Origin of the sequence: Metabacillus flavus (assembly GCF_018283675.1) — a bacterium.
In the GTDB taxonomy this organism is placed as follows: domain Bacteria; phylum Bacillota; class Bacilli; order Bacillales; family Bacillaceae; genus Metabacillus_B; species Metabacillus_B flavus.
Genome location: NZ_JAGVRK010000001.1, coordinates 1,508,290 through 1,530,322 on the forward strand (window position 1 = coordinate 1,508,290; position 22,033 = coordinate 1,530,322).

31 protein-coding genes are annotated in these 22,033 nt (G+C 42.9%); 19 read left to right on the forward strand and 12 right to left on the reverse strand.

The genetic code is table 11. The features are described 5' to 3' along the window. Positions 1-124: 124 nt before the first annotated feature. Positions 125-1,018, forward strand: a complete 894-nt coding sequence (locus J9317_RS07780; RefSeq protein ID WP_211557640.1) for a manganese catalase family protein — start codon at positions 125-127, stop codon at positions 1,016-1,018. 25 nt (positions 1,019-1,043) lie between these two features. Here the strand turns inward: J9317_RS07780 and J9317_RS07785 are convergent, their stop codons facing one another. The 4 genes from J9317_RS07785 to J9317_RS20910 all read right to left on the reverse strand — a co-directional run bounded on the left by J9317_RS07785 (position 1,044) and on the right by J9317_RS20910 (position 2,245). Then, a complete protein-coding gene (locus J9317_RS07785) occupies positions 1,044-1,277 on the reverse strand; it encodes a glutaredoxin domain-containing protein (RefSeq protein WP_211557642.1) in 234 nt (77 codons plus the stop codon). A gap of 5 nt (positions 1,278-1,282) precedes the next feature. Then, positions 1,283-1,465, reverse strand: coding sequence for a hypothetical protein (locus J9317_RS20900; protein ID WP_347880508.1), 183 nt, complete (start codon positions 1,463-1,465; stop codon positions 1,283-1,285). Positions 1,466-1,600: 135 nt separating this feature from the next. After that, positions 1,601-2,110: an MBL fold metallo-hydrolase gene (locus J9317_RS20905; RefSeq protein ID WP_347880551.1), complete on the reverse strand. Its 510-nt coding sequence runs from the start codon at positions 2,108-2,110 to the stop codon at positions 1,601-1,603. Between the two features lie 12 nt (positions 2,111-2,122). Beyond that, positions 2,123-2,245, reverse strand: coding sequence for a hypothetical protein (locus tag J9317_RS20910; RefSeq protein ID WP_347880509.1), 123 nt, complete (start codon positions 2,243-2,245; stop codon positions 2,123-2,125). A gap of 203 nt (positions 2,246-2,448) precedes the next feature. Here J9317_RS20910 and J9317_RS07795 point away from each other — a divergent pair, with 203 nt between their 5' ends. The 4 genes from J9317_RS07795 (at position 2,449) to cbpB (ending at position 4,151) form a co-directional block, all read left to right on the forward strand. Then, positions 2,449-2,688, forward strand: coding sequence for a YkuJ family protein (locus J9317_RS07795; protein ID WP_211557644.1), 240 nt, complete (start codon positions 2,449-2,451; stop codon positions 2,686-2,688). Positions 2,689-2,788: 100 nt separating this feature from the next. Then, positions 2,789-3,307, forward strand: coding sequence for a ribonuclease H-like YkuK family protein (locus J9317_RS07800; RefSeq protein ID WP_211557646.1), 519 nt, complete (start codon positions 2,789-2,791; stop codon positions 3,305-3,307). Between the two features lie 87 nt (positions 3,308-3,394). Next, positions 3,395-3,583: an antirepressor AbbA gene (gene abbA / locus J9317_RS07805; protein WP_211557648.1), complete on the forward strand. Its 189-nt coding sequence runs from the start codon at positions 3,395-3,397 to the stop codon at positions 3,581-3,583. Between the two features lie 121 nt (positions 3,584-3,704). Further along, positions 3,705-4,151: a cyclic-di-AMP-binding protein CbpB gene (cbpB, locus tag J9317_RS07810; protein ID WP_211557653.1), complete on the forward strand. Its 447-nt coding sequence runs from the start codon at positions 3,705-3,707 to the stop codon at positions 4,149-4,151. A gap of 66 nt (positions 4,152-4,217) precedes the next feature. Here the strand turns inward: cbpB and J9317_RS07815 are convergent, their stop codons facing one another. Both J9317_RS07815 and J9317_RS07820 read right to left on the reverse strand, forming a co-directional pair. Then, a complete protein-coding gene (locus tag J9317_RS07815; protein ID WP_249292056.1) occupies positions 4,218-4,589 on the reverse strand; it encodes a VOC family protein in 372 nt (123 codons plus the stop codon). Positions 4,590-4,601: 12 nt separating this feature from the next. Further along, positions 4,602-5,333 (reverse strand): sulfite exporter TauE/SafE family protein, encoded by a 732-nt coding sequence (locus J9317_RS07820; protein ID WP_211557654.1) that lies wholly within the window; start codon positions 5,331-5,333, stop codon positions 4,602-4,604. A 106-nt stretch (positions 5,334-5,439) separates the two neighbouring features. Between J9317_RS07820 and ccpC the strand changes: the two genes are divergently transcribed. From ccpC to J9317_RS20805, 8 genes are all read left to right on the forward strand, one after another. After that, the gene (ccpC, locus tag J9317_RS07825) at positions 5,440-6,330 is read left to right on the forward strand and encodes a transcriptional regulator CcpC (protein ID WP_211557655.1); all 891 of its coding nucleotides are present in this window, start codon (positions 5,440-5,442) and stop codon (positions 6,328-6,330) included. Between the two features lie 249 nt (positions 6,331-6,579). Beyond that, complete coding sequence (gene dapD / locus J9317_RS07830) at positions 6,580-7,290, forward strand: 2,3,4,5-tetrahydropyridine-2,6-dicarboxylate N-acetyltransferase (RefSeq protein ID WP_211557656.1); 711 nt, start codon at positions 6,580-6,582, stop codon at positions 7,288-7,290. 68 nt (positions 7,291-7,358) lie between these two features. Further along, the gene (locus J9317_RS07835; protein WP_211557657.1) at positions 7,359-8,483 is read left to right on the forward strand and encodes an N-acetyldiaminopimelate deacetylase; all 1,125 of its coding nucleotides are present in this window, start codon (positions 7,359-7,361) and stop codon (positions 8,481-8,483) included. Positions 8,484-8,538: 55 nt separating this feature from the next. Further along, complete coding sequence (locus tag J9317_RS07840; protein ID WP_211557658.1) at positions 8,539-8,784, forward strand: YkuS family protein; 246 nt, start codon at positions 8,539-8,541, stop codon at positions 8,782-8,784. A 95-nt stretch (positions 8,785-8,879) separates the two neighbouring features. Then, the gene (locus J9317_RS07845) at positions 8,880-9,200 is read left to right on the forward strand and encodes a hypothetical protein (RefSeq protein WP_211557660.1); all 321 of its coding nucleotides are present in this window, start codon (positions 8,880-8,882) and stop codon (positions 9,198-9,200) included. Positions 9,201-9,347: 147 nt separating this feature from the next. Further along, positions 9,348-9,479 (forward strand): hypothetical protein, encoded by a 132-nt coding sequence (locus J9317_RS20800; protein WP_284143262.1) that lies wholly within the window; start codon positions 9,348-9,350, stop codon positions 9,477-9,479. 71 nt (positions 9,480-9,550) lie between these two features. Continuing rightward, the gene (locus J9317_RS07850; protein ID WP_211557504.1) at positions 9,551-10,732 is read left to right on the forward strand and encodes an IS256 family transposase; all 1,182 of its coding nucleotides are present in this window, start codon (positions 9,551-9,553) and stop codon (positions 10,730-10,732) included. A 290-nt stretch (positions 10,733-11,022) separates the two neighbouring features. After that, positions 11,023-11,145, forward strand: coding sequence for a hypothetical protein (locus J9317_RS20805; protein ID WP_284143263.1), 123 nt, complete (start codon positions 11,023-11,025; stop codon positions 11,143-11,145). 97 nt (positions 11,146-11,242) lie between these two features. Here J9317_RS20805 and J9317_RS07855 read toward each other — a convergent pair whose 3' ends face one another. After that, positions 11,243-12,091 carry a mechanosensitive ion channel family protein gene (locus J9317_RS07855; RefSeq protein WP_211557667.1) on the reverse strand — a complete coding sequence of 283 codons (849 nt, stop codon included), beginning with the start codon at positions 12,089-12,091 and terminating at the stop codon, positions 11,243-11,245. A 337-nt stretch (positions 12,092-12,428) separates the two neighbouring features. Here J9317_RS07855 and ahpA point away from each other — a divergent pair, with 337 nt between their 5' ends. Next, on the forward strand, positions 12,429-12,971 hold the full coding sequence (ahpA, locus tag J9317_RS07860; protein WP_035403865.1) for a biofilm-specific peroxidase AhpA: 543 nt from the start codon (positions 12,429-12,431) through the stop codon (positions 12,969-12,971). A 73-nt stretch (positions 12,972-13,044) separates the two neighbouring features. Continuing rightward, a complete protein-coding gene (locus J9317_RS07865) occupies positions 13,045-13,500 on the forward strand; it encodes a TlpA family protein disulfide reductase (protein ID WP_211557668.1) in 456 nt (151 codons plus the stop codon). A gap of 16 nt (positions 13,501-13,516) precedes the next feature. On the opposite strand, the gene J9317_RS07870 is transcribed toward J9317_RS07865, so the two are convergent. After that, a complete protein-coding gene (locus tag J9317_RS07870; protein WP_211557669.1) occupies positions 13,517-14,110 on the reverse strand; it encodes a hypothetical protein in 594 nt (197 codons plus the stop codon). Between the two features lie 227 nt (positions 14,111-14,337). On the opposite strand from J9317_RS07870, the gene J9317_RS07875 reads away from it, so the two are divergent. The 4 genes from J9317_RS07875 (at position 14,338) to J9317_RS07890 (ending at position 18,626) form a co-directional block, all read left to right on the forward strand. Further along, positions 14,338-14,538 (forward strand): cold-shock protein, encoded by a 201-nt coding sequence (locus J9317_RS07875; protein WP_035403871.1) that lies wholly within the window; start codon positions 14,338-14,340, stop codon positions 14,536-14,538. Between the two features lie 170 nt (positions 14,539-14,708). Further along, positions 14,709-16,181, forward strand: a complete 1,473-nt coding sequence (locus J9317_RS07880) for a glycoside hydrolase family 32 protein (RefSeq protein WP_211562207.1) — start codon at positions 14,709-14,711, stop codon at positions 16,179-16,181. Next, entirely contained in the window at positions 16,178-16,717 is a 540-nt protein-coding gene (locus J9317_RS07885) for a GrpB family protein (protein ID WP_211557670.1), read from the forward strand. Before J9317_RS07880 ends, J9317_RS07885 begins: the two co-directional genes overlap by 4 nt. 292 nt (positions 16,718-17,009) lie before the next feature. Further along, positions 17,010-18,626, forward strand: a complete 1,617-nt coding sequence (locus J9317_RS07890) for an ABC transporter ATP-binding protein (RefSeq protein WP_211557671.1) — start codon at positions 17,010-17,012, stop codon at positions 18,624-18,626. Between the two features lie 167 nt (positions 18,627-18,793). Here J9317_RS07890 and J9317_RS07895 read toward each other — a convergent pair whose 3' ends face one another. The 4 genes from J9317_RS07895 to J9317_RS07910 all read right to left on the reverse strand — a co-directional run bounded on the left by J9317_RS07895 (position 18,794) and on the right by J9317_RS07910 (position 21,918). Continuing rightward, positions 18,794-19,165: a winged helix-turn-helix transcriptional regulator gene (locus J9317_RS07895; RefSeq protein ID WP_211557672.1), complete on the reverse strand. Its 372-nt coding sequence runs from the start codon at positions 19,163-19,165 to the stop codon at positions 18,794-18,796. A gap of 155 nt (positions 19,166-19,320) precedes the next feature. Further along, positions 19,321-20,493: an FtsW/RodA/SpoVE family cell cycle protein gene (locus J9317_RS07900; protein ID WP_347880510.1), complete on the reverse strand. Its 1,173-nt coding sequence runs from the start codon at positions 20,491-20,493 to the stop codon at positions 19,321-19,323. A gap of 315 nt (positions 20,494-20,808) precedes the next feature. Then, positions 20,809-21,222, reverse strand: coding sequence for a spore coat protein (locus J9317_RS20810; RefSeq protein WP_211557674.1), 414 nt, complete (start codon positions 21,220-21,222; stop codon positions 20,809-20,811). Positions 21,223-21,273: 51 nt separating this feature from the next. Then, a complete protein-coding gene (locus tag J9317_RS07910; protein ID WP_211557675.1) occupies positions 21,274-21,918 on the reverse strand; it encodes a LysE family translocator in 645 nt (214 codons plus the stop codon). Positions 21,919-22,033: the final 115 nt, after the last annotated feature.

Genomic DNA, 22,033 nt, shown 5'->3' on the forward strand with positions numbered 1-22,033 from the left:
AATGACCATTTCCAATACTTAATGTTTAGCAGCTGAGTATGCGGATACAGTCTGAAAAATAGAATATGGCCATGCACCTTCCACATAGGTAAATAACAGTGCCTTAAAAAAGGGAGGAATCTGCGTGTTTACTCGTATCGACCGACTGCTCATTGATCTTCCAAAACCCAAAAACCCAGACGCAAATGCTGCAGCGGCTGTGCAGGAGCTGCTTGGAGGAAAGTTCGGTGAAATGTCTACCTTAAATAATTATTTGTATCAGTCTTTCAATTTTCGCAGCAAAAAAAAGCTAAAGCCATTTTATGATCTTGTAGCAAGTATAACCGCAGAAGAAATGGGTCATGTAGAGCTTGTGGCGAATACGATTAACCTTATGATTATTGGGACGACTCACCCTGGTCCGCCAGACTCTACACCTATGAGAGAAGCAGTAAATAAACGAAACACACTGCATTTTATCTCTACAGCTCAAACCGCTTTTCCTTTTGATTCAATGGGGCGGCCGTGGACTGGAGACAACGTATTCAACAGCGGTAATCTTGTGCTTGATCTCCTTCACAACTTTTTCCTGGAATGCGGAGCGAGGACTCACAAGATGAGGGTGTATCAAATGACCGATAACCCGGTGGCAAGGGAAATGATTGGCTATCTGCTTGTCCGGGGCGGGGTTCATATCGTTGCTTATGCAAAAGCTTTAGAAATAGCCACCGGCGTCGATGTAATGAAAATGCTCCCTATACCCGATCTGGATAACACCAAATTTGCTTCTGCTAAAAAGTTTGAAGATTTAGGGGTGAATAGAAGGCTGTATACATTCAGTGATCAGTATTATAGGGATATCGATAAAATCTGGAAGGGAAGGGGACCTAAGGGAGAACCTCTTGAAGTCATAATCGGCCATCCTCAAGGTGTACCGGTTCCAGACCTGGAAGAGATTCCTGAAGAGTTTGCTCCGGGAATTTCGGAAGAGGATTTTCAGGAAATTGCCCGCCGTCTTCAAAGATCAGCGGGCATTTAGAAGAAGCCGGAGGGCTTCTTCTTTTTTACAGTACTAATTTTTCAAGTGCCGGAAGATCAAAACCTTTAACAATAAATCCATCCACTGTAATCGTGGGTGTAGAATAGGATTGCAGATTTTTAATTAAATGGTCTCTGGCTATTTGGTCCTTCGAAATATCTATTTCATCAAACATCACATGATGGTGATCCAAGAATTGCTTAACGATTTTACATGGGGGACAGTCAGGCTGCGTATACACTGTAATCTTTTTTGTCATAGTTATCACTGCTTTCTATTGCTTAAACTTTGAAAATAATGGACAAGGCCCATCGCACTTACAGACAAATCAAGATTTAGAATATCATAGACGGGGTGGTTATTGGGAATGTTTTTGATCTCAGGCTCTTCGAATACCCGTTTTTTTAATTCCTCCTCTGTCTTAGCGGCCAGGTTAGAAAGAGACAAATCTCCTGAGAGGGAAAATACCAAATCTGCTGCGGCAAGAAAAACCGGGAGCATTTTCCGGAGTTCGGCAAATGCTCCGTATGGATGATCATGAGGACCGAAGTGGCTGAAATAAATGAACTCCGGACAATACGATTACAAGCGTTCTGCAGACTTAAGCATTGCTTCCGGATTGAACTGATTGGGAGAGGTGGAAGGAAGACAAAACCTGCCGAATGAATCGTCCTCATAAACAATACCGAGAACGTCTCCGGCAAAAATCCCTTTACTTATTGGATCAAATATGCTGAAATGATGATTGGCATGTCCGGGTGAATCAATAAACTCCAGGACACAATTTTCGCTAATCGCCAATTGTTCTTTATCCCCCATGATTAGAATCCGTTCTTCAGGAACAGGAATAACCGGATCAAAAAGGACATCAAAATCTTCCTTATAAACGGCCTTCGCACCGGCAATCAGTCTCTCAGGACAAACAAGATGGCGGGCACCTTTAGGGTGAACAATGATTTTGGCATCTGGGCATTCTTTTAAAAGCAATCCTGCCCCTCCTGCGTGATCCAGATGGACGTGCGTAACAATGATATATTTTATAGCTGTTACAGACAGCCCAAGCTCCGATAAGCCTGATTTGATGTGCGGGATGGAGGGGCTCGCTTAAGGCTCCAGCAGGGTAAGCTTTTCCTCATGGAGTACATAGGAGGAGGTCCTGCCCTTTTTCCCTAAGTCAAAAGTGTCAATCATGCTGATCCGGTCTGATATTCGTTTTGCAAATCCCATTTTCTTTCCCCCTTTTGCCTTAACTCTTATAGTATAGCCCGGCAAAAAGCTGAAAGAAAATTAGATGATTGCGAACATATTATCCTGAAGGCAAATGTGGTAAACTTTCTAATAGATATAGGATGAAGCAATATGGTTAAGAATAGCAAATATGAGGAAAATAACCGATAAGAACAAGTTGTTCTTTGGAAGGAGAAAAAGAAATGTCTCAATTAACAGGTATTATCAGCCGTCTACAAAGTCTACAGGAAACAGCAGCAGGAAATGAGCCTTCCCAGCGTTTTTTTGAAGTAGAAGGTGAGAAGCGCTGCAGCGTAAAATATTTCGAGAAAAACGAAATGTTCGAACTTGAAGTTTATGAAAAAGGCGGAAAGCCTCAGACTTACCAATTCGATAACATTGATATCATTGCCATTGAAATTTTCGACCTTTTACAAGCCTAATCAGGCATTTACATATTTTTAACATGAATGGGAGAAAAGGATAACATATCGGTTTTAGATTGCGTATAAGGTTAACAAGAACCTTTAAAGGAGATGCATGATGAGCGATACGTTTGCCTTTTATAATGTAACGGAAGAGAACATGACACTTCAGGATGTAATATCACGCCTAAAATCCTTTATCCAAAAGGATCCGCGGTCTGTTTATGTGTTGTCGATCGGTACAGACTCCCATGTTCATCAAAAGGAAACGAAATTCATTACGGCTATTCATCTTCACCGAGTGGGAAAAGGGGCCTGGGGGTGCCTGAAAAATTATGTTCTTCCCAGGCCGATTAACAGTGTTCATGAAAAAATTTCGACGGAAACCGCGCTTAGTCAGGAATTGGCTTACTCTTTTATCACCCTTTATTTGGGAGGATTGACTGATATTCTCATCCCATTTTCGGATGAAGGGGCAGATTTGACTTTCGAAATTCACCTTGATATCGGAAGAAAAGGCGTAACGAAAGACCTCATTCAGGAAATGACAGGGAGAATTACGGCAATGGGGGTTGAAGCGAGAATAAAACCAGATTCTTACACTGCCTTCAGCTATGCGAACCGATATACAAAATAAGGGAAATGCATGTCGAAAATTGCGTTTGACGAAGAAAACCCCTTTTATTATGCTTGTAGTGACAACAGGCAACAGGGGGGCAAAAAGATGGGTTTGGCAGATAAAAGACTCTCAAGTGAAGAGCAGGAGCTACTAATCAGTTTGTTAATGAAGCAAGAGTATGCCATTGAGCTTTTGAGCAGTGAGTTGAACGATATCGAAAGCGGCGAGAAAGCAGTCGATATGGAAACATACAAGCAGCTGACAGTTCTTTATGACCGAATTCGTTTTGAGTGATGTGATTACATAGAGAACGGTACTCAAGTCGGGTGCCGTTTTTTTTGTCCGCTTGTTTTAACTTAAGCAAGCATGGGTAATAGTAATACGCTAACTGTAAAAAAAGAGAGGAAGTACAGCAATGATTACTCTTCGGGCTGAAAAAATTATGGAAATTAACATTCAGGATTTAATGATACCGGGCGACAAAGTTGCCCACGTGCAGCTGGGGAACAATTTGGAGCACGCTCTTCTGGTTCTGACAAGAACAGGCTATACCGCCATTCCAGTTCTTGACTCTTCCTATAAACTGCATGGATTAATCGGAACAAATATGATAATTGATGCCATTATGGGTCTTGAACGGATTGAAGCTGAAAGACTGAGCGAAATTAAAGTGTCAGAGGTTATGAACTTTGATATTCCAAGGCTAAAAATTACCGATTCTGCGGCTAAAGGCCTTGAAATTGTGGTAGATCATCCGTTTGTCTGTGTGGAGAGCGGAGACGGCTATTTCGAAGGAATCTTTACGAGGCGTGAAATTTTGAAACAGCTTGACCGCCATGTGAAAAGATTAAACAGGGGCTGAGGTGAAAGCAGCCGCCGGTCCCCTCCTGCTCCACGGAAGAGGAGGGTGACAGTCTGGAATGCGGCCTTATTTGTACTGTAAAAATTCAATCCGGTTTCCGAACGGATCCGAGAAGCTGAAGCGGTCTCTTCCAGATATTGGAGGCTCCTCGTTCATCATCACTCCGGACTCCATAAGCAGACGTCTTGCTGCTTCAATATCTGCCACTTCGAAGGCGGGGTGCCTTTTGCTTCTTGTAAACTCCATATCCTCTAATCCGATATGAACTTCAATTTCCCCTGCCTGACACCAGAAACCACCATTCTTTCTTAAGCTTTCAGGCTTCCTGACTTCGTTAAACCCAAGCAATTTCAAGTAAAATTCCCTTGCTTTTTCTTCACAATCAACAGGCACGCAAATTTGCACATGATCTATTTTAATAAACTCTATCTTTTTCAAGTTGCCGTCCTCCTATTGAATAAGCTGATAAACGATTTGACCAATTAATAGCACGGTAGCCCCCCTGATAATCCATTTAGCTGATGCAAAAGAAATAAACTTGGCGGTTCTGACTGACAGCTGCGCACCGATTACAGAACCGATGGCGAGCGGAATGGCCGCTTTGAAATTGACCATACCTGCTGATAAATACATCGTAAAGGCTCCAATACAGCTGATGAAGGTTTGGAATCTTGTGTAAGCGATGGATTGAAGATATGACAGTCCGATCTGAAAATACATATACATGCTCAATGTAGCCTGGCCTGGGCCGAATAACCCATCATACACACCGATCCCATATATCATTGGAAATGACTTGGCCGGGAGCTTGCTGCTTGGATCGCTTCTTTTTTGCGGATTCTTTATCATGCTTAAGAGAAGAGCAAAAGCCAAAAGAATGAGGGCGATTCCATTCATGAACTTTTCAGGGATCATTCCTGCTAGAGACGCACCGGTTATCCCTCCTGCCAAAGCAAAAGGGATAATTTTGATTACCTCTTTCATCTTGATTTCATCACTTCTCAGCAAAAAGAAAAAACTTGAAAATGAGCTGATTGTATTTGAAAATTTTACAGCTGCGATAATTTGGTGAATGGGAAGTCCATACAAAATCATTGCCGGCATCCCAATCAGTCCGCCTCCGCCAGCAAGTGTTCCAAGGAAAGAAGTGATGGCTCCGATAAAGAGAAGCGGCCACTCCATATGCATCCCCCCTCTGTACAAATATTATATTCCGAACTGAAACATAATGAAATAACGAAAAAAAAAGAATATAATATAAGAAAAACTTATTGAATGAGGGAACGCCTTGCAGATTACAGAATTACGAATGCTGCTAGTCCTGTCAGAAGAAATGAATATGAGAAAAGCAGCGGAGCGTTTATTCGTCTCCCAGCCTGCCTTGTCACAGCGGCTGCAATCGATTGAAAAAACCTGGGGAGCCAAAATATTTATCCGGTCACAAAAGGGTCTTACGCTTACACCTGCAGGGGAAAAAATAGTGGACTATGCAAAAGAAATGGTTCTCCGTGAAGAAAAGGTAAGAGAAGAAATATCTTCTCTTGAAGGGGAGGTCAGCGGGACGCTAAGACTTGCCGTCGCCTCTATCATTGGCCAGCATTGGCTCCCGAAAGTGCTTAAAACATACGTTCAAAGATATCCTCAAGCAAAAATCTCCCTTATTACAGGGTGGAGCAGCGAGATCATAAAAAGTCTTTATGAAGACAACGTTCATATAGGCATTGTCAGAGGGAGTCTCGAATGGCGCGGGGTAAAGAAGCATCTGCTTAGAGATGAACTCTATCTCGTAGATACAGAACTTCGCAATGCGGAAGAGCTGATGACGACAGAACGGCCATTTATCCAATTCCGCAGTGATTCCACCTATTATCAGGAAATACAGGACTGGTGGCACCGAAAATTTCAAACCTCGCCTAAGCGGACCATTGTCGTTGACCAGATTGAGACGTGTAAGCAAATGGCATATAACGGAATAGGTTATGCGATCCTCCCCTCGGTAGCCCTTGATGAGAATGAGCCGATTTATAAAGTCCCGCTCACGGATCCGGAGGGGAATCCAATAGCCAGGGATACATGGATGATAGGATATGAGGCAGCCTTCCAGCTCAAGCAGGTTCAGGCGTTCTTAGAGGTAGTCGAAGATTGGTCGAATGAAGCAGAACGGGAGAACGGCATCTGAGAGCCTTAAATTACTTGAACCAGTACTTGCTTATCCTCCAAACTATTCTTAAAAAGCTTAAAAGCATGATTATCATGCTATAGGAGGTAAGCGACTCATGGAATAATTTGGATTGATTTTTATTCTTTGTTTAAACAGTGTAGCAGTCGGTAGCCTGAGTAAAACTTCATTGTGATGAATATGCTTGTCAATTAACCGCTCCTTTTGATAGAGTAAAAAAGATATTAAATTAGACGGAGGACGATACATATGAAAATGATGGATGCAAATGAGATTATTTCATTTATTCAAAATAGCACGAAATCCACACCTGTAAAGGTTTATGTTAAAGGGGATGTTGAAGGAATTGATTTCGGGGCTTCCTCTAAAACCTTTTTAAACAGCGGCAGCGGAGTTGTTTTCGGTGAATGGGCAGAAATTAAAGAAGCAATTGAAGCTAATGAAAGTAAAATCGAAGACTATGTTGTAGAAAATGACCGCCGCAACTCAGCGATTCCTTTACTTGATATGAAAGGAATCAAAGCGCGCATTGAGCCTGGCGCCATTATCCGTGATCAAGTTGAAATCGGAGACAACGCTGTAATCATGATGGGTGCTTCCATTAACATCGGTTCTGTTATCGGAGAAGGAACAATGATCGACATGAATGTCGTTCTTGGAGGAAGAGCAACCGTAGGAAAGAACTGCCACATTGGTGCAGGTTCCGTACTTGCAGGGGTTATTGAGCCGCCTTCCGCAAAGCCGGTCGTTATTGAAGATGATGTATTGGTTGGAGCAAACGCTGTAATCCTTGAAGGCGTAACAGTCGGTAAAGGAGCAGTTGTAGCAGCAGGAGCAATCGTAGTAGAAGACGTGGCTCCTTATACAGTTGTTGCTGGAACTCCTGCTAAAAAAATAAAAGATATCGACGAAAAAACTAAATCTAAAATCGAAATCAAACAAGAGCTTCGTCAACTGTAAGAAGCTGCATATGCTGTGCGCGGGTGTCTGTCATCCGCGCATTGCTATATCTTTTGGAGGCTGATCGAATGCTCTCATTGGAAAAATTGACTGCGATCCGCAGGGATCTTCATCAAATACCTGAACTCGGTTTTCAGGAATTAAAAACACAAAATTATCTTATTCAGTTCTTTGAACAGCTTCCTGCAGACCGGTTTGAATTAAAGAAATGGCGTACGGGACTGCTTGTTAAAATAAAAGGAACCAATCCTGCTAAAATGATGGGCTACCGGGCGGATATCGACGGACTGCCGATCACGGAGGAAACCGGCTATCCCTTTTCATCCATTCATGAAGGGATGATGCATGCATGCGGGCATGATCTGCACATGACAATTGGGCTTGCCATTGCTGAGCATTTTGTCTATCATCCGATTTCTGACGACCTCCTCGTAATTTTTCAGCCCGCGGAAGAGGGGCCAGGCGGGGCAAAGCCAATGATGGAAAGCGAGGAATTCCTGGAATGGAAACCCGATTTCATTACTGCTCTTCATATCGCTCCTGATCTGCCGCAAGGAACCATTGGAACGAAAACCGGTTTGCTTTTTGCCAATACATCTGAGCTCTTTATTGATTTGAAAGGAAAAGGCGGTCATGCTGCCTATCCACATACAGCTAAAGATATGATCGTTGCCGCAAGCCAGCTGGTCGGGCAGCTCCAAACCATCATTTCCAGAAACGTCGATCCGCTAGACAGTGCGGTCATTACAATAGGGAAAATAACAGGCGGCACCGTCCAAAACATCATTGCAGAAAAAGCAAGACTGGAAGGGACAATCAGAACCCTTTCCGCCCATTCGATGGGCAAAGTGAAAGAACGGATCGAAGCTCTTGTAAAAGGACTGGAAGTTGCTTATGAATGTGAAGCACATATCGACTACGGGGCAATGTACTATCAAGTCTTTAACGAACCTGAACTTACAGTGGAATTTATGGAGTTTGCTAAAAAACTTCCTTTTGTACAATTGGAAGAAAGCAAAGAAGCCATGACAGGAGAAGACTTTGGATATTTTCTATCTAAAATACCCGGCTTCATGTTTTGGCTTGGTACCGGCTCGGAATATGGTCTCCATCACAGCAAGCTGCAGCCTGATGAAACAGCAATGGAAACCGCCCTTCGAACAATGACCGCATATTTTTCTTTTAAGTCCTAAATTATGGAATAAACACCTCCAATCTGAGGCACCTTATCAGACAGGAGGTGTTTTTATGCCAAGAATAGGTGTAGAACAATCATTAACCAATGTAGAAGAAGCACTAAAATCGATGGGCTATGATGTTGTTCAAATCCGAAGCGAAGAGGATGCCCAAAACTGCGACTGCTGCATCGTAACCGGTCAGGACAATAACATCATGGGAATCAGCAACACGGTCACAGAAGGTTCCGTTATTGAAGCAAGCGGATTATCAGCTGAAGAAATCTGCCAGCAGGTGCAGCATCGTTTTAATCAATAAAAAGCCAGCACTGCTGGCTTTTTTGTTTTTGGGGAAATGTTTGGTATGAAGGGACAGAGAGGGCGATGCCGCGCATTAGGAGAGAAGAGCGCACGATGCCAGGCAAGAATGCCGGGAATGGAGTGAAAGAGTGCATGATGCTAGGCAAGAATGCCGGGCATGGAGTGAAAGAGTGCACGATGCTAGGCAAGAATGCCAAGCATGGGGTAAAAGAGTGCGTGATGCCGGGCAAGAATGCCAGGCATGGAGTGAAAGGGTGCACGATGCCAGGCAAGAATGCCAGGCATGATGAGAAAAGTGTGCGATGCCAGGCAAGAATGCCAGGCAAACGTGAAAAAGGATGCAATGCCAGGCAAGAATGCCAGGTAAGCGTGAAAAAGGATGCGATGCCAGGCAAGAATGCCAGGCAAACGTGAAAAAGGTAGCGATGCCAGGCAAGAATGCCGGGCAAACGTGAAAAAGAGTGCGATGCCAGGCAAGAATGCCAGGTAAGCGTGAAAAAGGTAGCGATGCCAGGCAAGAATGCCAGGCAAACGTGAAAAAGGTAGCGATGCCAGGCAAGAATGCCAGGCAAACGTGAAAAAGAGTGCGATGCCAGGCAAGAATGCCAGGCAAACGTGAAAAAGGATGCAATGCCAGGCAAGAATGCCAGGCAAGAATGCCAGGCAAATGGTAAAGTCCATATAATTGTGTAAATAGAAAAAGGGTCATATCACCCTCATGTTACAATGTTTTCGACCAAGAAAAAATGTAATGGAGGATGAATATGACCCAAATTAATCTTACCCTAAATGTAGAGGACTTAAAAGACCACCTCATGAATTCCAACTTGGACGCTGTGGTGAAATCATCACTTGTCCTCATTCTCAATCAAATGATGGAAACCGAGAGGGATGAGCACCTGAATGCGGATGCTTATGAAAGAACGAGTGCCCGTACAGACTACCGGAATGGCTATTATGACCGAGACTTTCTCGTCTCCATCGGAAAAATCAACCTGAAAGTCCCTCGTACCCGAAACGGGGAGTTTTCCACATCTGTATTCGAGAAGTATCAGCGTGCGGACCAAGCACTCGTCTTGTCTATGATAGAAATGGTCGTCAACGGGGTTTCGACCCGCAAAGTGACGAAGATCATGGAACAGCTTTGCGGGGAAAGTGTGTCCAAGTCCCTTGTCTCCACGATCACCAAAAAACTTGATCCCATCGTGAACGAGTGGGCTAGCCGACCCCTGAATGTCATGTACTACAAGTATGTGTTTGTGGACGCTTTGTATATTAAGGTCCGCGAACATCAGCGTGTAGTTTCCAAAGCCGTTTATGTGGCCGTTGGGGTCAACTCCCAGCTCAAACGGGAAGTCATTGGGCTGGCTGTCAATCATTCCGAATCCAAAGAAGGCTGGACGCAATTCTTTAGCTACCTCAAATCCAGGGGATTTCAATCTCCCAAATTGATGATTTCAGACGCCCACAAGGGCTTGAAGGCAGCGATTCAGGAATCCTTTGTCGGAACCAGCTGGCAGAGATGCACGTTCCACTTTAAAAAGAACCTCTTTGACCGCATGCCGAAGAAACAGGCAGAAGAATTAAAACACGCCCTCCTGCGTATTTTTGATGCCACAAAACCAGAGGACGCTAGAGCTTTAAAAGAGGAGTTTATGCAGACCTATGATGGAGAGCGCGGATATGAAACGGTCTTGTCTCTATTGGACGATGGCTTTGAAGATGCCATCCAATTCATGAATGAGCCACTGGGCTTTCAAAAGAAGCTGCGGACCACGAACAATCTGGAACGCCTAAATTCGGAAATCAGGAGAAGAGAGCGTGTCATTCGGATCTTCCCCAACACCCAGTCTGCTTTTCGTCTAATCGGAGCTGTCTTGATGGACTATGAAAAATCTCTTGATCCTGGAGAAAGAAAATACATGTACGATGAGAAAGAGAACTAAGTTCTCTTCCTTTATAGATCCATACCCTATCCAATTTATAAGGTTGAAAACATGGTAATGAACTTTTACACAAAATAATGGACTTGACCCAGGCAAACGTGAAAAAGGTAGCGATGCCAGGCAAGAATGCCAGGCAAACGTGAAAAAGAGTGCGATGCCAGGCAAGAATGCCAGGCAAACGTGAAAAAGGATGCAATGCCAGGCAAGAATGCCAGGCAAACGTGAAAAAGGATGCAATGCCAGGCAAGAATGCCAGGTAAGCGTGAAAAAGGATGCGATGCCAGGCAAGAATGCCAGGTAAGCGTGAAAAAGGATGCGATGCCAGGCAAAAATGCCAGGTAAGCGTGAAAAAGGATGCGATGCCAGGCAAAAATGCCAGGCATGATGAGAAAAGCGCACGATGCCAGGCATGATGAGAAAAGGGTGCGATGCCAGGCAAGAATGCCGGGCATTATGAGAAAAGAGAGCGGAATCCACACCAAGCAAAAAAGAGCCTCTTCGGCTCTTTTTTCATGCATTTCCAGAGGGATCTTTCTTTTCCATATATACTTGATGCGGAAATGGAATTTCAATTCCATTAGCATCGAAGGCTTCTTTGAAAGCTTTTCTTAATACGCGTTCAGCTCCCCATTGTTCTCCGTTTTCTGTTTTTGCTATAACACGGATGACTACGTCTGAGGCCCCGAGGGTTTGTACACCGATTACGTTTGGACCTTCAACGATTGAAGGCATTTCTGCTGCTACTTTATCACAGACATCCTGCATGACTTTGATGGCGTGGTCGATATCATCGTCATAAGAGATTCCGATGTCAACAAGTGCGCGCATGTTGCCTCTGGTGTGGTTGCTCAGATTCGTGATTTCACGATTTGGGACGTAGTGCAGGGTGCCGTCAAACCCGCGGATTTGGGTGGTGCGAAGGCCTACCTGTTCAACGATTCCAGAGAAACCGGCTGTTGTGATGTAATCTCCGACATCCAGCTGGCGTTCGAGAAGTAGGAAAAATCCAGTAACAACGTCACTGACAAGACCCTGTGCACCGAATCCGATAGCAAGTCCCACTACCCCTGCTCCAGCAAGGAGAGCTGTGGCATCATATTCAAAGACCTGAAAGACCATTACGACGAAAATGAAAACCAGTATGTATCCAAAGACGTTTAAGGATAGGCTCTGCAAGGTCATTGCCCGCCCAGGGGATACCTGCTGCCGGTTTTGAACCTTTTGGAACGCTCTTTCAATGAGGCGGCTTCCGATTGCTTTGACAATAAGGAATGCGACTAAAATGATGATAAGTTTAAGTGTAATGATCCCTGCATTTGTCAGCAGGCCTGCCCAATTGATTTTTTGTATGATATCCATTTGCATCTTCCTTTCTTTCCATACAATAGGGGATAAGCTAATCATTTTGTTACCCTTCCACCAGCATGTTAAACTTAATATGCTCTGGGAAATGAAAAATCATTGATCAGTTTATCACAGGTTTTTTCGTATTAAAAACAAAAACCTTCATGTTTTGCTTGAATTAGGGTATAACAAGTAGAGTGTACCTGGGCATATTCGCTAATTAAATTCATTATCATTTAACATTGACTAAAAATAGCTATCTGCTATAATAGGCAATGTGAAAAATGAATAGGTGTTGAGAAAGGACCTGTTTTTTTCTCAATTGCTTTAATAAATACTGGAGGGATACATAATGGCAGAACGTATGGTAGGAAAACAAGCACCCCGTTTTGAAATGGAAGCCGTATTGGCTAACAAAGAATTTGGCAAAGTAAGTCTTGAGGAGAACATGAAGAACGATAAGTGGACTGTTCTTTTCTTCTATCCAATGGATTTCACATTTGTTTGCCCGACTGAAATCACAGCAATGTCTGACCGCTATGATGAATTCGAAGATCTTGATGCTGAAGTAATCGGTCTTTCTACAGATACAATCCACACTCACCTTGCATGGATCAACACAGACCGCAAAGAGAATGGCCTTGGAGATCTTCGCTATCCGCTTGCAGCAGATACGAACCATGCTGTATCGCGTGATTATGGTGTACTGATTGAAGAAGAAGGTGTAGCACTTCGCGGACTTTTCATTATCAACCCTGAAGGCGAGCTTCAATATCAAACAGTATTCCATAACAACATCGGCCGTGACGTGGATGAAACACTTCGTGTGCTTCAAGCACTTCAAACCGGCGGACTTTGCCCGGCTAACTGGAAGCCAGGACAAGCTACACTTTAAGATTTAATTAGAACTGAATAGCTGAAGGTCTAACTGCCGGTTAGGCCTTTTTCTTACTATAGGAGGGTTATATATGAAACTGCGTGAGCCAATGCCTGAATTGAACGGCGCCGTTGAATGGCTGAATGGCCAGGTAACGAAAGAGGAGCTAACAGGGGAAAAACCTACATTAATTCATTTTTGGTCCGTGAGCTGCCATCTTTGCAAGGAAGCTATGCCGCAGGTGAATCAGTTCAGAGATGAGTACAAGGATAAACTAAACGTTGTGGCTGTCCACATGCCTCGTTCTGAAGATGATTTGAACCTGGATGCAATTAAAAAGACAGCTGAAGAACATGGCATTCATCAGCCAATCTTTGTAGACAGTGAACATAAGCTTACAGATGCATTTGAAAATCAATATGTGCCTGCATATTACGTTTTTGATAAAGACGGCAGTCTTCGCCATTTCCAGGCCGGAGGAAGCGGAATGAAGATGCTTGAGAAACGTGTAAACCGTGTACTTGCTGAAACGGAAAACGCTGAATAAAGGAGAACAGACCGTTTTATAAACGGTCTGTTTTTCTGCTTATAAAGACAGCGAGGAGGGCTCCGGCCAGCGGGAGCAGGCAGTATTTTTCATACCCGGGGGATTCTCTTCTCATCCACCAATAGGAATAGATATATAGTACAAGGAAATCCGCAGTCATTACACTCACGAGATTGGATTGCATAAAGGCTTTTTGATAAGCAATGGCGCTGCCTTGAGTGATTCCGAATACAAATAAAAAGAGAGTGATCAAAATGAGAGGAATTATCACCCACTCGCTTGACAGGGCCTGGCCGATTTTTATTGCTGCATTCCGCTTCTTTTTTCCATTGCCTTTGAAAAACAAATAGGGCAAAAGGGAAAATGCGCCCAAGATGAATGAGAACAAAGCAAACGGCCATGCAGGTACGGCTGATTCATCCCGGCGAAGATAGAGGGCTGTCCAAAGGAAAGGAAAGATTCCAAGAAATGAAAAGACCATAGTGATCATTGGATCAGGATCATTAAAATTTCCCGATAAGAATGCCTGGAGAACGGGATCCTGCTTTCCGCTTTGTCCAGGAGCAAAGAATACCGCATAGGCGATTAACAAGAACCATAGCCATTTCATGAAAGTTACACCAGCCATTCGAATTTATTTTCAAGTAAGGTTGTACTTTTTATTTAAATATAGTATGATGATATATGTAAAGTTAAAGTGTTCCATTTCCTCTTGAAGTTCACATACAATAGGGATGTATCTCACGTGACACTTTAGGGATGCTGCTTATTGTATGTGAATTTTTTATTTACACAGGTAAAGGAAATGCGCATAAATAAATTTTTGGAGGTACCAACATGGAAACAGGTACAGTAAAATGGTTTAACTCAGAAAAAGGATTCGGATTCATCCAACTTGAAGATGGAAACGATGTATTCGTTCACTTCAGCGCTATTCAAGGTGAAGGTTTCAAAACTCTTGAAGAAGGCCAAAAAGTTGAATTCAACGTTGTTGAAGGCCAACGCGGACCTCAAGCAGAAAACGTTACTAAACTTTAATTTTCTGACTTAACCGTCTAAAGTCTTGATTCATTTTTATGAATCAAGACTTTTTTATGTTCTTTTCTGCAACTGTCTGGAAAGATCATCAAATTCATGCGATGATTGATTAAATCAGCATTTAAATGATAGCGCTTTAATAGGGGGATTTTAAATTGAATCAGGATTACATAAGGAAGATTCAATCAGCAGATGCAGCGGTTTCTGAAAAAGGAGCAGCGATTAGAGAGAGTTCATATAGACTCGGTTATCATATTAGTGCACCTTCTAATTGGATCAATGATCCTAACGGATTAATTCAATTTAAGGGAGAATATCATGTGTTTTATCAGCATCATCCGTTTGGAGAGGATTGGGGCCCGATGTATTGGGGGCATGTAAAAAGCAAGGATCTTGTTCACTGGGAACAGCTTCCGATTGCTCTAGCCCTCTTTGAGGAGTATGACTGTGATGGATGCTTTTCAGGAAGTGCTGTAGAGGTAGATGGGTTGTTAACTCTAATATACACCGGCAATGTATGGCTGGATGATCAGCAAAAGGAACTGAAGCAGGTTCAGTGTATAGCTAGAAGCGAAGATGGAATTTCCTTTACTAAGGATACTCAAAATCCTGTTTTGGAATCGGTGCCTGAAGATGGATCAAGTCACTTCAGAGATCCTAAGGTGTGGAAAGAGGGTTCATTTTGGTATATGGTGCTTGGCACACAAAAAGATGGGTTAGGCAAGGTTGTTCTTTACCGTTCAGAAAAATTGACAGACTGGGAATACTGCGGAGTCCTGGCTGAAAATAGAAACGAAAACCTGGGGTTTATGTGGGAATGCCCTGACTTATTTGAGCTGGGGGGGAAACATGTTCTTCTCATCTCTCCTGAAGGAATGGAACAGGAGGGGCCTCTCTATGCCAATTTAAAGCAGACTGGCTATTTTATTGGGGACTTTTCTTATGAAACGCTGAAATTTGACTATGGGCATTTTGAGGAGCTTGATAAGGGGCATGACTTTTATGCAGCCCAAACGTTTCTGGATGATACCGGAAGGCGCATCCTAATTGCCTGGATGGATATGTGGGAACAGGAAATGCCATCAAAACAGGATGGATGGGCGGGTGCGTTAACGATCCCCCGGGTTCTTTCGCTAAGTGAAGATAACCGCATGTTCATGAACCCGATTGCGGAGCTTGAAGCGCTTAGGGCAGAAAAAAGTGTTTCCTTGCAGGAGATTACAGTTGAAGAAGAATTGACGATTGGGTTCGCCGATATGGCTGAAATCATAGTGGAATTCGCGGTTGAAGATCCGGCGCTCTTGGCATTTGGGTTAAAGCTGAGATGCGGTGCTGAAGAAGAAACGGTGCTTACCATTGACCTGTCTTCTTCTAAGCTCATTCTGAACAGGGATAACAGCGGGATAGGTCCTGGCGGGGGGATTCGAGAAGCGGATTTGTCGAAAACAGATAGGGTTAAACTGCATATTTTTCTGGACCGATCATCTGCAGAGATCTTTGCAAATGGGGGAGAAGCGGTTATGACCTCAAGAATTTATCCAAAAAAGAATAGTACCGGTATTAAGCTATTTGCTTCAGGCGGTAAAGTTTGTGCCCAATCAGTAAATGTGTGGAAGCTTAATGAAGGGTATGTAAAACGATGAAAATTGAGCTTATTCCTTATCAGAAAAGCTGGCAGGGAGAATTTGCTTTTCTGAAAAAACGGCTGGAACACCTGCTGGCTCCGCTTGAACCTGAAATTGAGCATATTGGAAGCACTTCAGTACCAGGATTATGTGCAAAACCGATCATTGATATCATGGCTGGTTTAAGGGAAGAGGCTGAATTGGATGATGCAGCCAGGCTGCTGGAAGAGACGGAATTTTTTTACATGTCTGTATACAATGAGCAAACCCCTTTCCGGCGTTTTTTCATTGGGGCGAAAAATGATGCTGAACCTGGAGAAGTGATTCATAAGAACCGCTCCTGTCATCTTCACATCGTTCCCGTTAAATCGGACTGGTGGAGGGATCATCTGCTTTTCAAAGATTATTTGAAGAGGAACGATGCTGCAAGAGATACCTATGCAAGGGTGAAAAAAGAATTGAGCATGCAGGAATGGCCACACGGGAATGACTATGCAAATGCGAAAACAGAAGTGATACGAAATCTATTAATGGAAGCCAAAAAGTCACCATGATTAGGTTATCCAGGGTTTAATGAGCAGCTCAAGATCAGGGACTGTGTGATAAAGACCGCAGCGGAGTGTGATTTACGGCTGAAATAAACCGAAATGTGCAGTGTAGCGCTGCATGTTTTTTTTGCGGAAATATTGCGGTTTTTAATAATTTATAAGATAGATATCCTGCATCGTAGGTCGCGAATTAAAGAATTTCATCGAATGAACTGGCTAATTTCACCGTATACCGATATATTATGGTGTACATTGAAGAATATGGCAGTTTGCTTTAAGCATGATCGGGGATGAATCTATGAATGACTTTAAAAACCTTACATATTATTGCGGGTCCTATAAAAAAACTTTCTATCAGTCACTTTTATATCTTTTTCTTCTTCAAATCCTCGTCGCAGGCTCAATCGTCATTTTGCAGCGAGCAGCTGATGATCAAATTAATGATCTTGCTTTTTTGTGGACAGCGGGCGCGATGGGGCTTCTAATCCTGGGCTGGCTTTTCTGGGCTATTTACCGAAAACGGAGCATCCGCTTTGGGTATAAGATGGGTAAAAAGATTGATTCGCTAATGCATAAGAAGCTTACGGAGTCTTCCTTCCACTCTTTTGATGAAAAGCGGGTAGTTCAGCTGATGGAGGCTTTCAAACCGGATGTAGACAGAGTCCGTTTATTTTTTTCAAGAGGGGTATATAAACTCATTCAGTTTCTTCTTCTTGCCATCATTTATCTGCTGGTTATTTTTATGTATTCTCCTCCACTCGTAATCTTTGCAATTATCATTCTCCCGGTATGGGGATTTGTGATGTATCAGTCGGAGAAGGCATGGATCAATAAACATCATACTGAGTTCGATCCCTTGAAAAGAATGGCGCAGAATGATGAAAATGATCTGGACGCTTTATTTTCTCCCTCCAGCCGGTTTAAGTATGCAGGAGTTCTCTGGGCTGGCTTTTTCTTTTTGTGCGGAGCATTCTTTGCTTGGACGGGCAGCTTGGAAATAGGCGAACTAACAGCTGCCTCTATTCTATGGGGGAGCATTCTGTATTCTTTATCGGATTTTTGCTCAGAGCTTGCTCAAATGCATTTGGCAAAAGAATCCTCCGGCAGATTGCTTAAGATATTAGAGCCCTCTAAGCAGGCTTCCTCTACAATATCTCCAAGACTGAGAAGAGGATATCTGCAATTTGAAGAGGTGTTTTTTTCATACGGCAAAAAAAGTCTTTATGCGCTCAATTCGATTTCGTTTACACTGACACCTGGAGTAACCATTGGAGTAATTGGGGAAACAGGGGCGGGAAAAACGTCCATAGCCCATTTGATGAGCGGGTTTTACAGTCCTGAAAGAGGGCGAATTAAGTTTGATGGGGAAGAGCTTAATCAAGAGCCTCCTGCTGCGTCCATTGCTGCCGTTTTTGAACATTCCTCTTTAACTTCAGAAACTGTAAAAGAAAATATAGCCTTTTCGAAACCGGATGCACCTATGAGTGAGATTATTGACGCTGCAAAGCTCGCCCAAGCACATGACTTCATTATGGAACTGCCTGAACAGTATAATACGGTTCTTTCAAGAACGGGTTTATCGAAGAGTCAGGTGCAGCGTCTTGCTATTGCCAGGGCATTATGTGTAAATCCGGGTATCCTTGTATTGGATGATGCTGCAAGTGAAGTGGAATACCAGACGAAGCAAAAGATCCGAAGAGGAATCAGATCAATGAAGGGGAGCAGAGCGATCATGATTTTGACTCGTTCTGTTGACTCGGTATTCCAGGCAGACGAAATTCTGGTTTTATGTAAAGGTAGAATTGCTGAAAGGGGAACACATAATGAATTGCTCGAAAAAGATGGAGTATACGCAAGGCTTTTTAAAAAGCAAAAGGAGCAAGAAGGTACCTGGACTGCAATAAACAGAAGCTGATTTTTAATCACATAGGCTATTAGCTTATGGAGTACAGGAAATGCAGGGGATTGGTTCTCGCTCTGACTGTTCCCTCTCATTCCGGCTACAATTATTCTCATATTCCTGGAGGCTCTCCGTATCATTTAAATCACTCAAGTAAGGATGGCCTGTGCGGGCCATCCTTTTTAATGAATATGAAGTTCATCCTGTTCTGTTTCCGTCATAAGCACTTCGCTTTTATCAGGGTAGACACGTTCAATATGCTGTTCTCCCCAAGCACAAAGTGAGTCAAGAATTTCCTTTAGGGACCAGCCATAGTCAGTGAGGAAATATTCAACCTTTGGAGGAACCTGATTGTAAACCTTTCTTTCTATAGCACCGTCATCTTCCAATTCGCGAAGCTGCTGGGTCAGCATTTTTTGCGTAATACCGGGCATAAGCCGTTTCAGTTCACCGGTCCTGCGTTTGGCTTTTATAAGATGGCAAAGAATCACAACTTTCCATTTTCCGCCGATTACCTCGAGTGCCGCCTCAACAGGAATGTTGTATTTTTTCATTCATAACACCGCCTTTTCGTTTTCTCTTATGACTAGTATAGTGCCTAGTGCAATAAAAGACTATACGTTACTTTTTGGTGCCTATGGATGATTAACTATCGAATATAAACAGCCCCCATTCATTTCTGAACGGGGGCTGTTTACCTTCATGAAATTTAATTGTCACCTGAAAACATCGAACGTTTTTGCTGGTAAGATATATTCAGGATTAATCCCAGACCGAACATCGTTGCAAGAACTGAACTTCCCCCATAGCTTAGCAACGGGAGAGGGATCCCTGTAATAGGAAGAAGCCCAATTACCATGCCGATATTCTGAAACACGTGGAACATAATCAATCCAATCATACCCACACAAATATATAATTCGAACATGTTTTTCATTTGGTTAAAACCGATGATGACAATCCGGTAAATAAGAATGAAATATAAACAAACCACAATACATGCCCCTACGAATCCGAATTCTTCTCCGATCATGGTAAAGATGAAATCGGAATGCGCTTCAGGGATATAAACCTCTCCACCGCCGATGCCTTTGCCTGAAATCATACCGGAACCGATTGCAGTAATGGATTGTTTCAGCTGGTAGCTGATATCCGAACCGTATTTAGCCGGGTCGAGCCATGCATAAATTCGATTCACTTGATATTGATCCACGAAAAGCAGCAGCCAGTCCATCTTATATAGAAATAAAATGACTAAGGTTGAAACGGCAGTAACAGCGAATCCTACAATGACGCTTATGATTTTCCAGCTAATGCCTGAAACGAAAATAACCGTTGCTGTAATAACTAAAATAACAAGTGACGTTCCGAAATCATTTTGCTTCAAAATTAATAGGATAGGAACGCCTGAGGTTATTCCGACTTTTAGAAGGTACTTTAAATCACTGTAAATATCGCCCATTTCATGAGAATCACTGTGTTTTTTCGTAATATACGAGAGCATCAGAATGATGAAGATCTTCATATATTCGGAAGGCTGGACGGAACCAACTCCAGGAAATTTAAACCACGCTTTAGCTCCGTTTATCTCGGGAACCAGACTGGAAGGAGCAACCAGGATTAATACTAGAAGCAGCAAACCAAAGCCATAGAGAAATGGAGTAAGTCTCTCAATTTGTTCAAAGTCGAATGTTAAAACTCCTGAAATGATAATAGCACCAATAACAAACCATAGTATTTGTTTGAAAAGAAAATTCTCATCATATTGACCATGACTTTGCGCACTGTAAATGGCGATACAGCTTGAACACATAATTAAAATCAATACCATTACTAAATTACTGTCAAAAAAACTTTCCTTAAAACGCTGCAATCCTATCACCTTTCTTAATCCTCTGTATGGAAATACATTTATCATGTAATCTGCAAGGCGTTCGTTTTAATTGTCTATCATGAATTTTTCCCTAAATCTGCATATACCCCATAGGACAGCCATGCCGCTAACTTATTGCAGAATAGCAGCTTTAATTAAAGGCTGATTCAGCGCTGATTGACAATAGCTTCCGCTAGAATATTGATTCCAGCCGGTCTAAACACTAACTATCATCCTACCACAATCCATTTCATTTTTGTGAGAAAAAAAGCTGTTTGTGAATACATAACCAATTAGTCGTAAAGATTGGGAATTTGGTTTCTCCTAAAAAAATGAAATCCCCGCACATAAGGCAGGGATCTTAGTTGGGGAATGAGGAAAATGGTGCTGGCCGTGAAGGCGTCCTTCAGTATTTTTGTTTGGGTTGGCTACTTGGTACCCCTTTCGGTTCATATAGGTAAACAATTCAGTTGCCATCTCAGCACAGTTTCGTGCACTGTCAAGCAGCGACCGGCGAATCGGTTCGTTTGTGCATTCAATCACTGTCATACTGCGGAGCTGGGCACTGGATTTATGAATACCAAGAATACAAGCGGACAGCTCTTTGTCACCTGCCTCATCAGCGTTGAGTGGCTTTAATGGCGTTCCTTTCTGAAGACCGTAAAGAGGCATTCCTTTTTGACATGATTTGTAATGGATTGGCTTTAAATACTGATTTAGCTGTAAGGCGTGAACCACTCCTTGGTTTATCCATAATAGTATGGAACTGATGGAGCAGGCGAATTCCCTTTAATTGAACGAATGAAAAAAATCCCAAATAAGCTTGAAAGAGAACGCAATCAGCATTAGTCCGGCAGCAAAGCTTATTTTTTTAATCATTTTGTTAGAAATAAGGTTTCTTCCAAAATGGACTGTGAATGCCACATTCAAGTTCCAAAGAAAGATTCCTAAAATAATGAAAAAGCTGTAACCCAATATGTGCGGCCATCCGGCTGCAGGTGAAAATCTGGACAGGGCAGCACCATAAATTCCGAACCAAAACAGAAAATTAAAGGGGTTGGCAAAAGCTATCAGGAACCCAGTTAAAAAGCAATGCGGGAGAGAGTGTGGTATTGGCTCGGAAGATTCGATTAGGGCATCCTTTTTAAAAAAGACCAAAATACTTTTGGCGCCCAGTCTGAACAGAAGTACCGCCCCAGCCGCCATAAGGAAAAAGGATACAGCAGGATTTTTGAATAACGGAAGAAAACCGGCAGCGATTGAGGCCATATAAAATAAATCTGCCGTAATTGCTCCGATTCCTGTGAGCCAAGAGGGCCAGAAGCCTCCTGCCATTCCTTTTTTAATCATTTCAAGCTTAACCGGTCCTAAAGGTGCAGCTAAGCTGATGCCTAAAACGAGCGGTGAGAGTATCAGTGATATTGCATCCTCCATGTCTTTACGCTCCTTTGCGGCCAGTCCTAAAACCAGTCTATTCACATAGGAGGGGGGAGCATTCTATATTTCGCTTTTTGTGCTGTATTAAAGGAAAAGGCTGATTTGAGCACGC

What these genes read in the sequence shown, in the direction of transcription:
- J9317_RS07800 (WP_211557646.1), top strand. Translation starts at nt 2,789, where the DNA reads ATGAGCGATACGTTTGCCTTTTATAATGTAACGGAAGAGAACATGACA.
- J9317_RS07885 (WP_211557670.1), top strand. Translation starts at nt 16,178, where the DNA reads ATGAAAATTGAGCTTATTCCTTATCAGAAAAGCTGGCAGGGAGAATTT.
- J9317_RS20800 (WP_284143262.1), top strand. Translation starts at nt 9,348, where the DNA reads ATGCCAGGCAAACGTGAAAAAGAGTGCGATGCCAGGCAAGAATGCCAG.
- J9317_RS07785 (WP_211557642.1), bottom strand. Translation starts at nt 1,277, where the DNA reads ATGACAAAAAAGATTACAGTGTATACGCAGCCTGACTGTCCCCCATGT.
- cbpB (WP_211557653.1), top strand. Translation starts at nt 3,705, where the DNA reads ATGATTACTCTTCGGGCTGAAAAAATTATGGAAATTAACATTCAGGAT.
- J9317_RS07840 (WP_211557658.1), top strand. Translation starts at nt 8,539, where the DNA reads ATGCCAAGAATAGGTGTAGAACAATCATTAACCAATGTAGAAGAAGCA.
- J9317_RS07850 (WP_211557504.1), top strand. Translation starts at nt 9,551, where the DNA reads ATGACCCAAATTAATCTTACCCTAAATGTAGAGGACTTAAAAGACCAC.
- J9317_RS20805 (WP_284143263.1), top strand. Translation starts at nt 11,023, where the DNA reads ATGCCAGGTAAGCGTGAAAAAGGATGCGATGCCAGGCAAAAATGCCAG.
- J9317_RS07870 (WP_211557669.1), bottom strand. Translation starts at nt 14,110, where the DNA reads ATGAAATGGCTATGGTTCTTGTTAATCGCCTATGCGGTATTCTTTGCT.
- J9317_RS07910 (WP_211557675.1), bottom strand. Translation starts at nt 21,918, where the DNA reads ATGGAGGATGCAATATCACTGATACTCTCACCGCTCGTTTTAGGCATC.
- J9317_RS07820 (WP_211557654.1), bottom strand. Translation starts at nt 5,333, where the DNA reads ATGGAGTGGCCGCTTCTCTTTATCGGAGCCATCACTTCTTTCCTTGGA.
- J9317_RS07895 (WP_211557672.1), bottom strand. Translation starts at nt 19,165, where the DNA reads ATGAAAAAATACAACATTCCTGTTGAGGCGGCACTCGAGGTAATCGGC.
- J9317_RS07795 (WP_211557644.1), top strand. Translation starts at nt 2,449, where the DNA reads ATGTCTCAATTAACAGGTATTATCAGCCGTCTACAAAGTCTACAGGAA.
- J9317_RS20910 (WP_347880509.1), bottom strand. Translation starts at nt 2,245, where the DNA reads ATGGGATTTGCAAAACGAATATCAGACCGGATCAGCATGATTGACACT.
- J9317_RS07875 (WP_035403871.1), top strand. Translation starts at nt 14,338, where the DNA reads ATGGAAACAGGTACAGTAAAATGGTTTAACTCAGAAAAAGGATTCGGA.
- ahpA (WP_035403865.1), top strand. Translation starts at nt 12,429, where the DNA reads ATGGCAGAACGTATGGTAGGAAAACAAGCACCCCGTTTTGAAATGGAA.
- J9317_RS07865 (WP_211557668.1), top strand. Translation starts at nt 13,045, where the DNA reads ATGAAACTGCGTGAGCCAATGCCTGAATTGAACGGCGCCGTTGAATGG.
- dapD (WP_211557656.1), top strand. Translation starts at nt 6,580, where the DNA reads ATGAAAATGATGGATGCAAATGAGATTATTTCATTTATTCAAAATAGC.
- J9317_RS07835 (WP_211557657.1), top strand. Translation starts at nt 7,359, where the DNA reads ATGCTCTCATTGGAAAAATTGACTGCGATCCGCAGGGATCTTCATCAA.
- J9317_RS07855 (WP_211557667.1), bottom strand. Translation starts at nt 12,091, where the DNA reads ATGGATATCATACAAAAAATCAATTGGGCAGGCCTGCTGACAAATGCA.
- J9317_RS07890 (WP_211557671.1), top strand. Translation starts at nt 17,010, where the DNA reads ATGAATGACTTTAAAAACCTTACATATTATTGCGGGTCCTATAAAAAA.
- abbA (WP_211557648.1), top strand. Translation starts at nt 3,395, where the DNA reads ATGGGTTTGGCAGATAAAAGACTCTCAAGTGAAGAGCAGGAGCTACTA.
- J9317_RS07845 (WP_211557660.1), top strand. Translation starts at nt 8,880, where the DNA reads ATGCCAGGCAAGAATGCCGGGAATGGAGTGAAAGAGTGCATGATGCTA.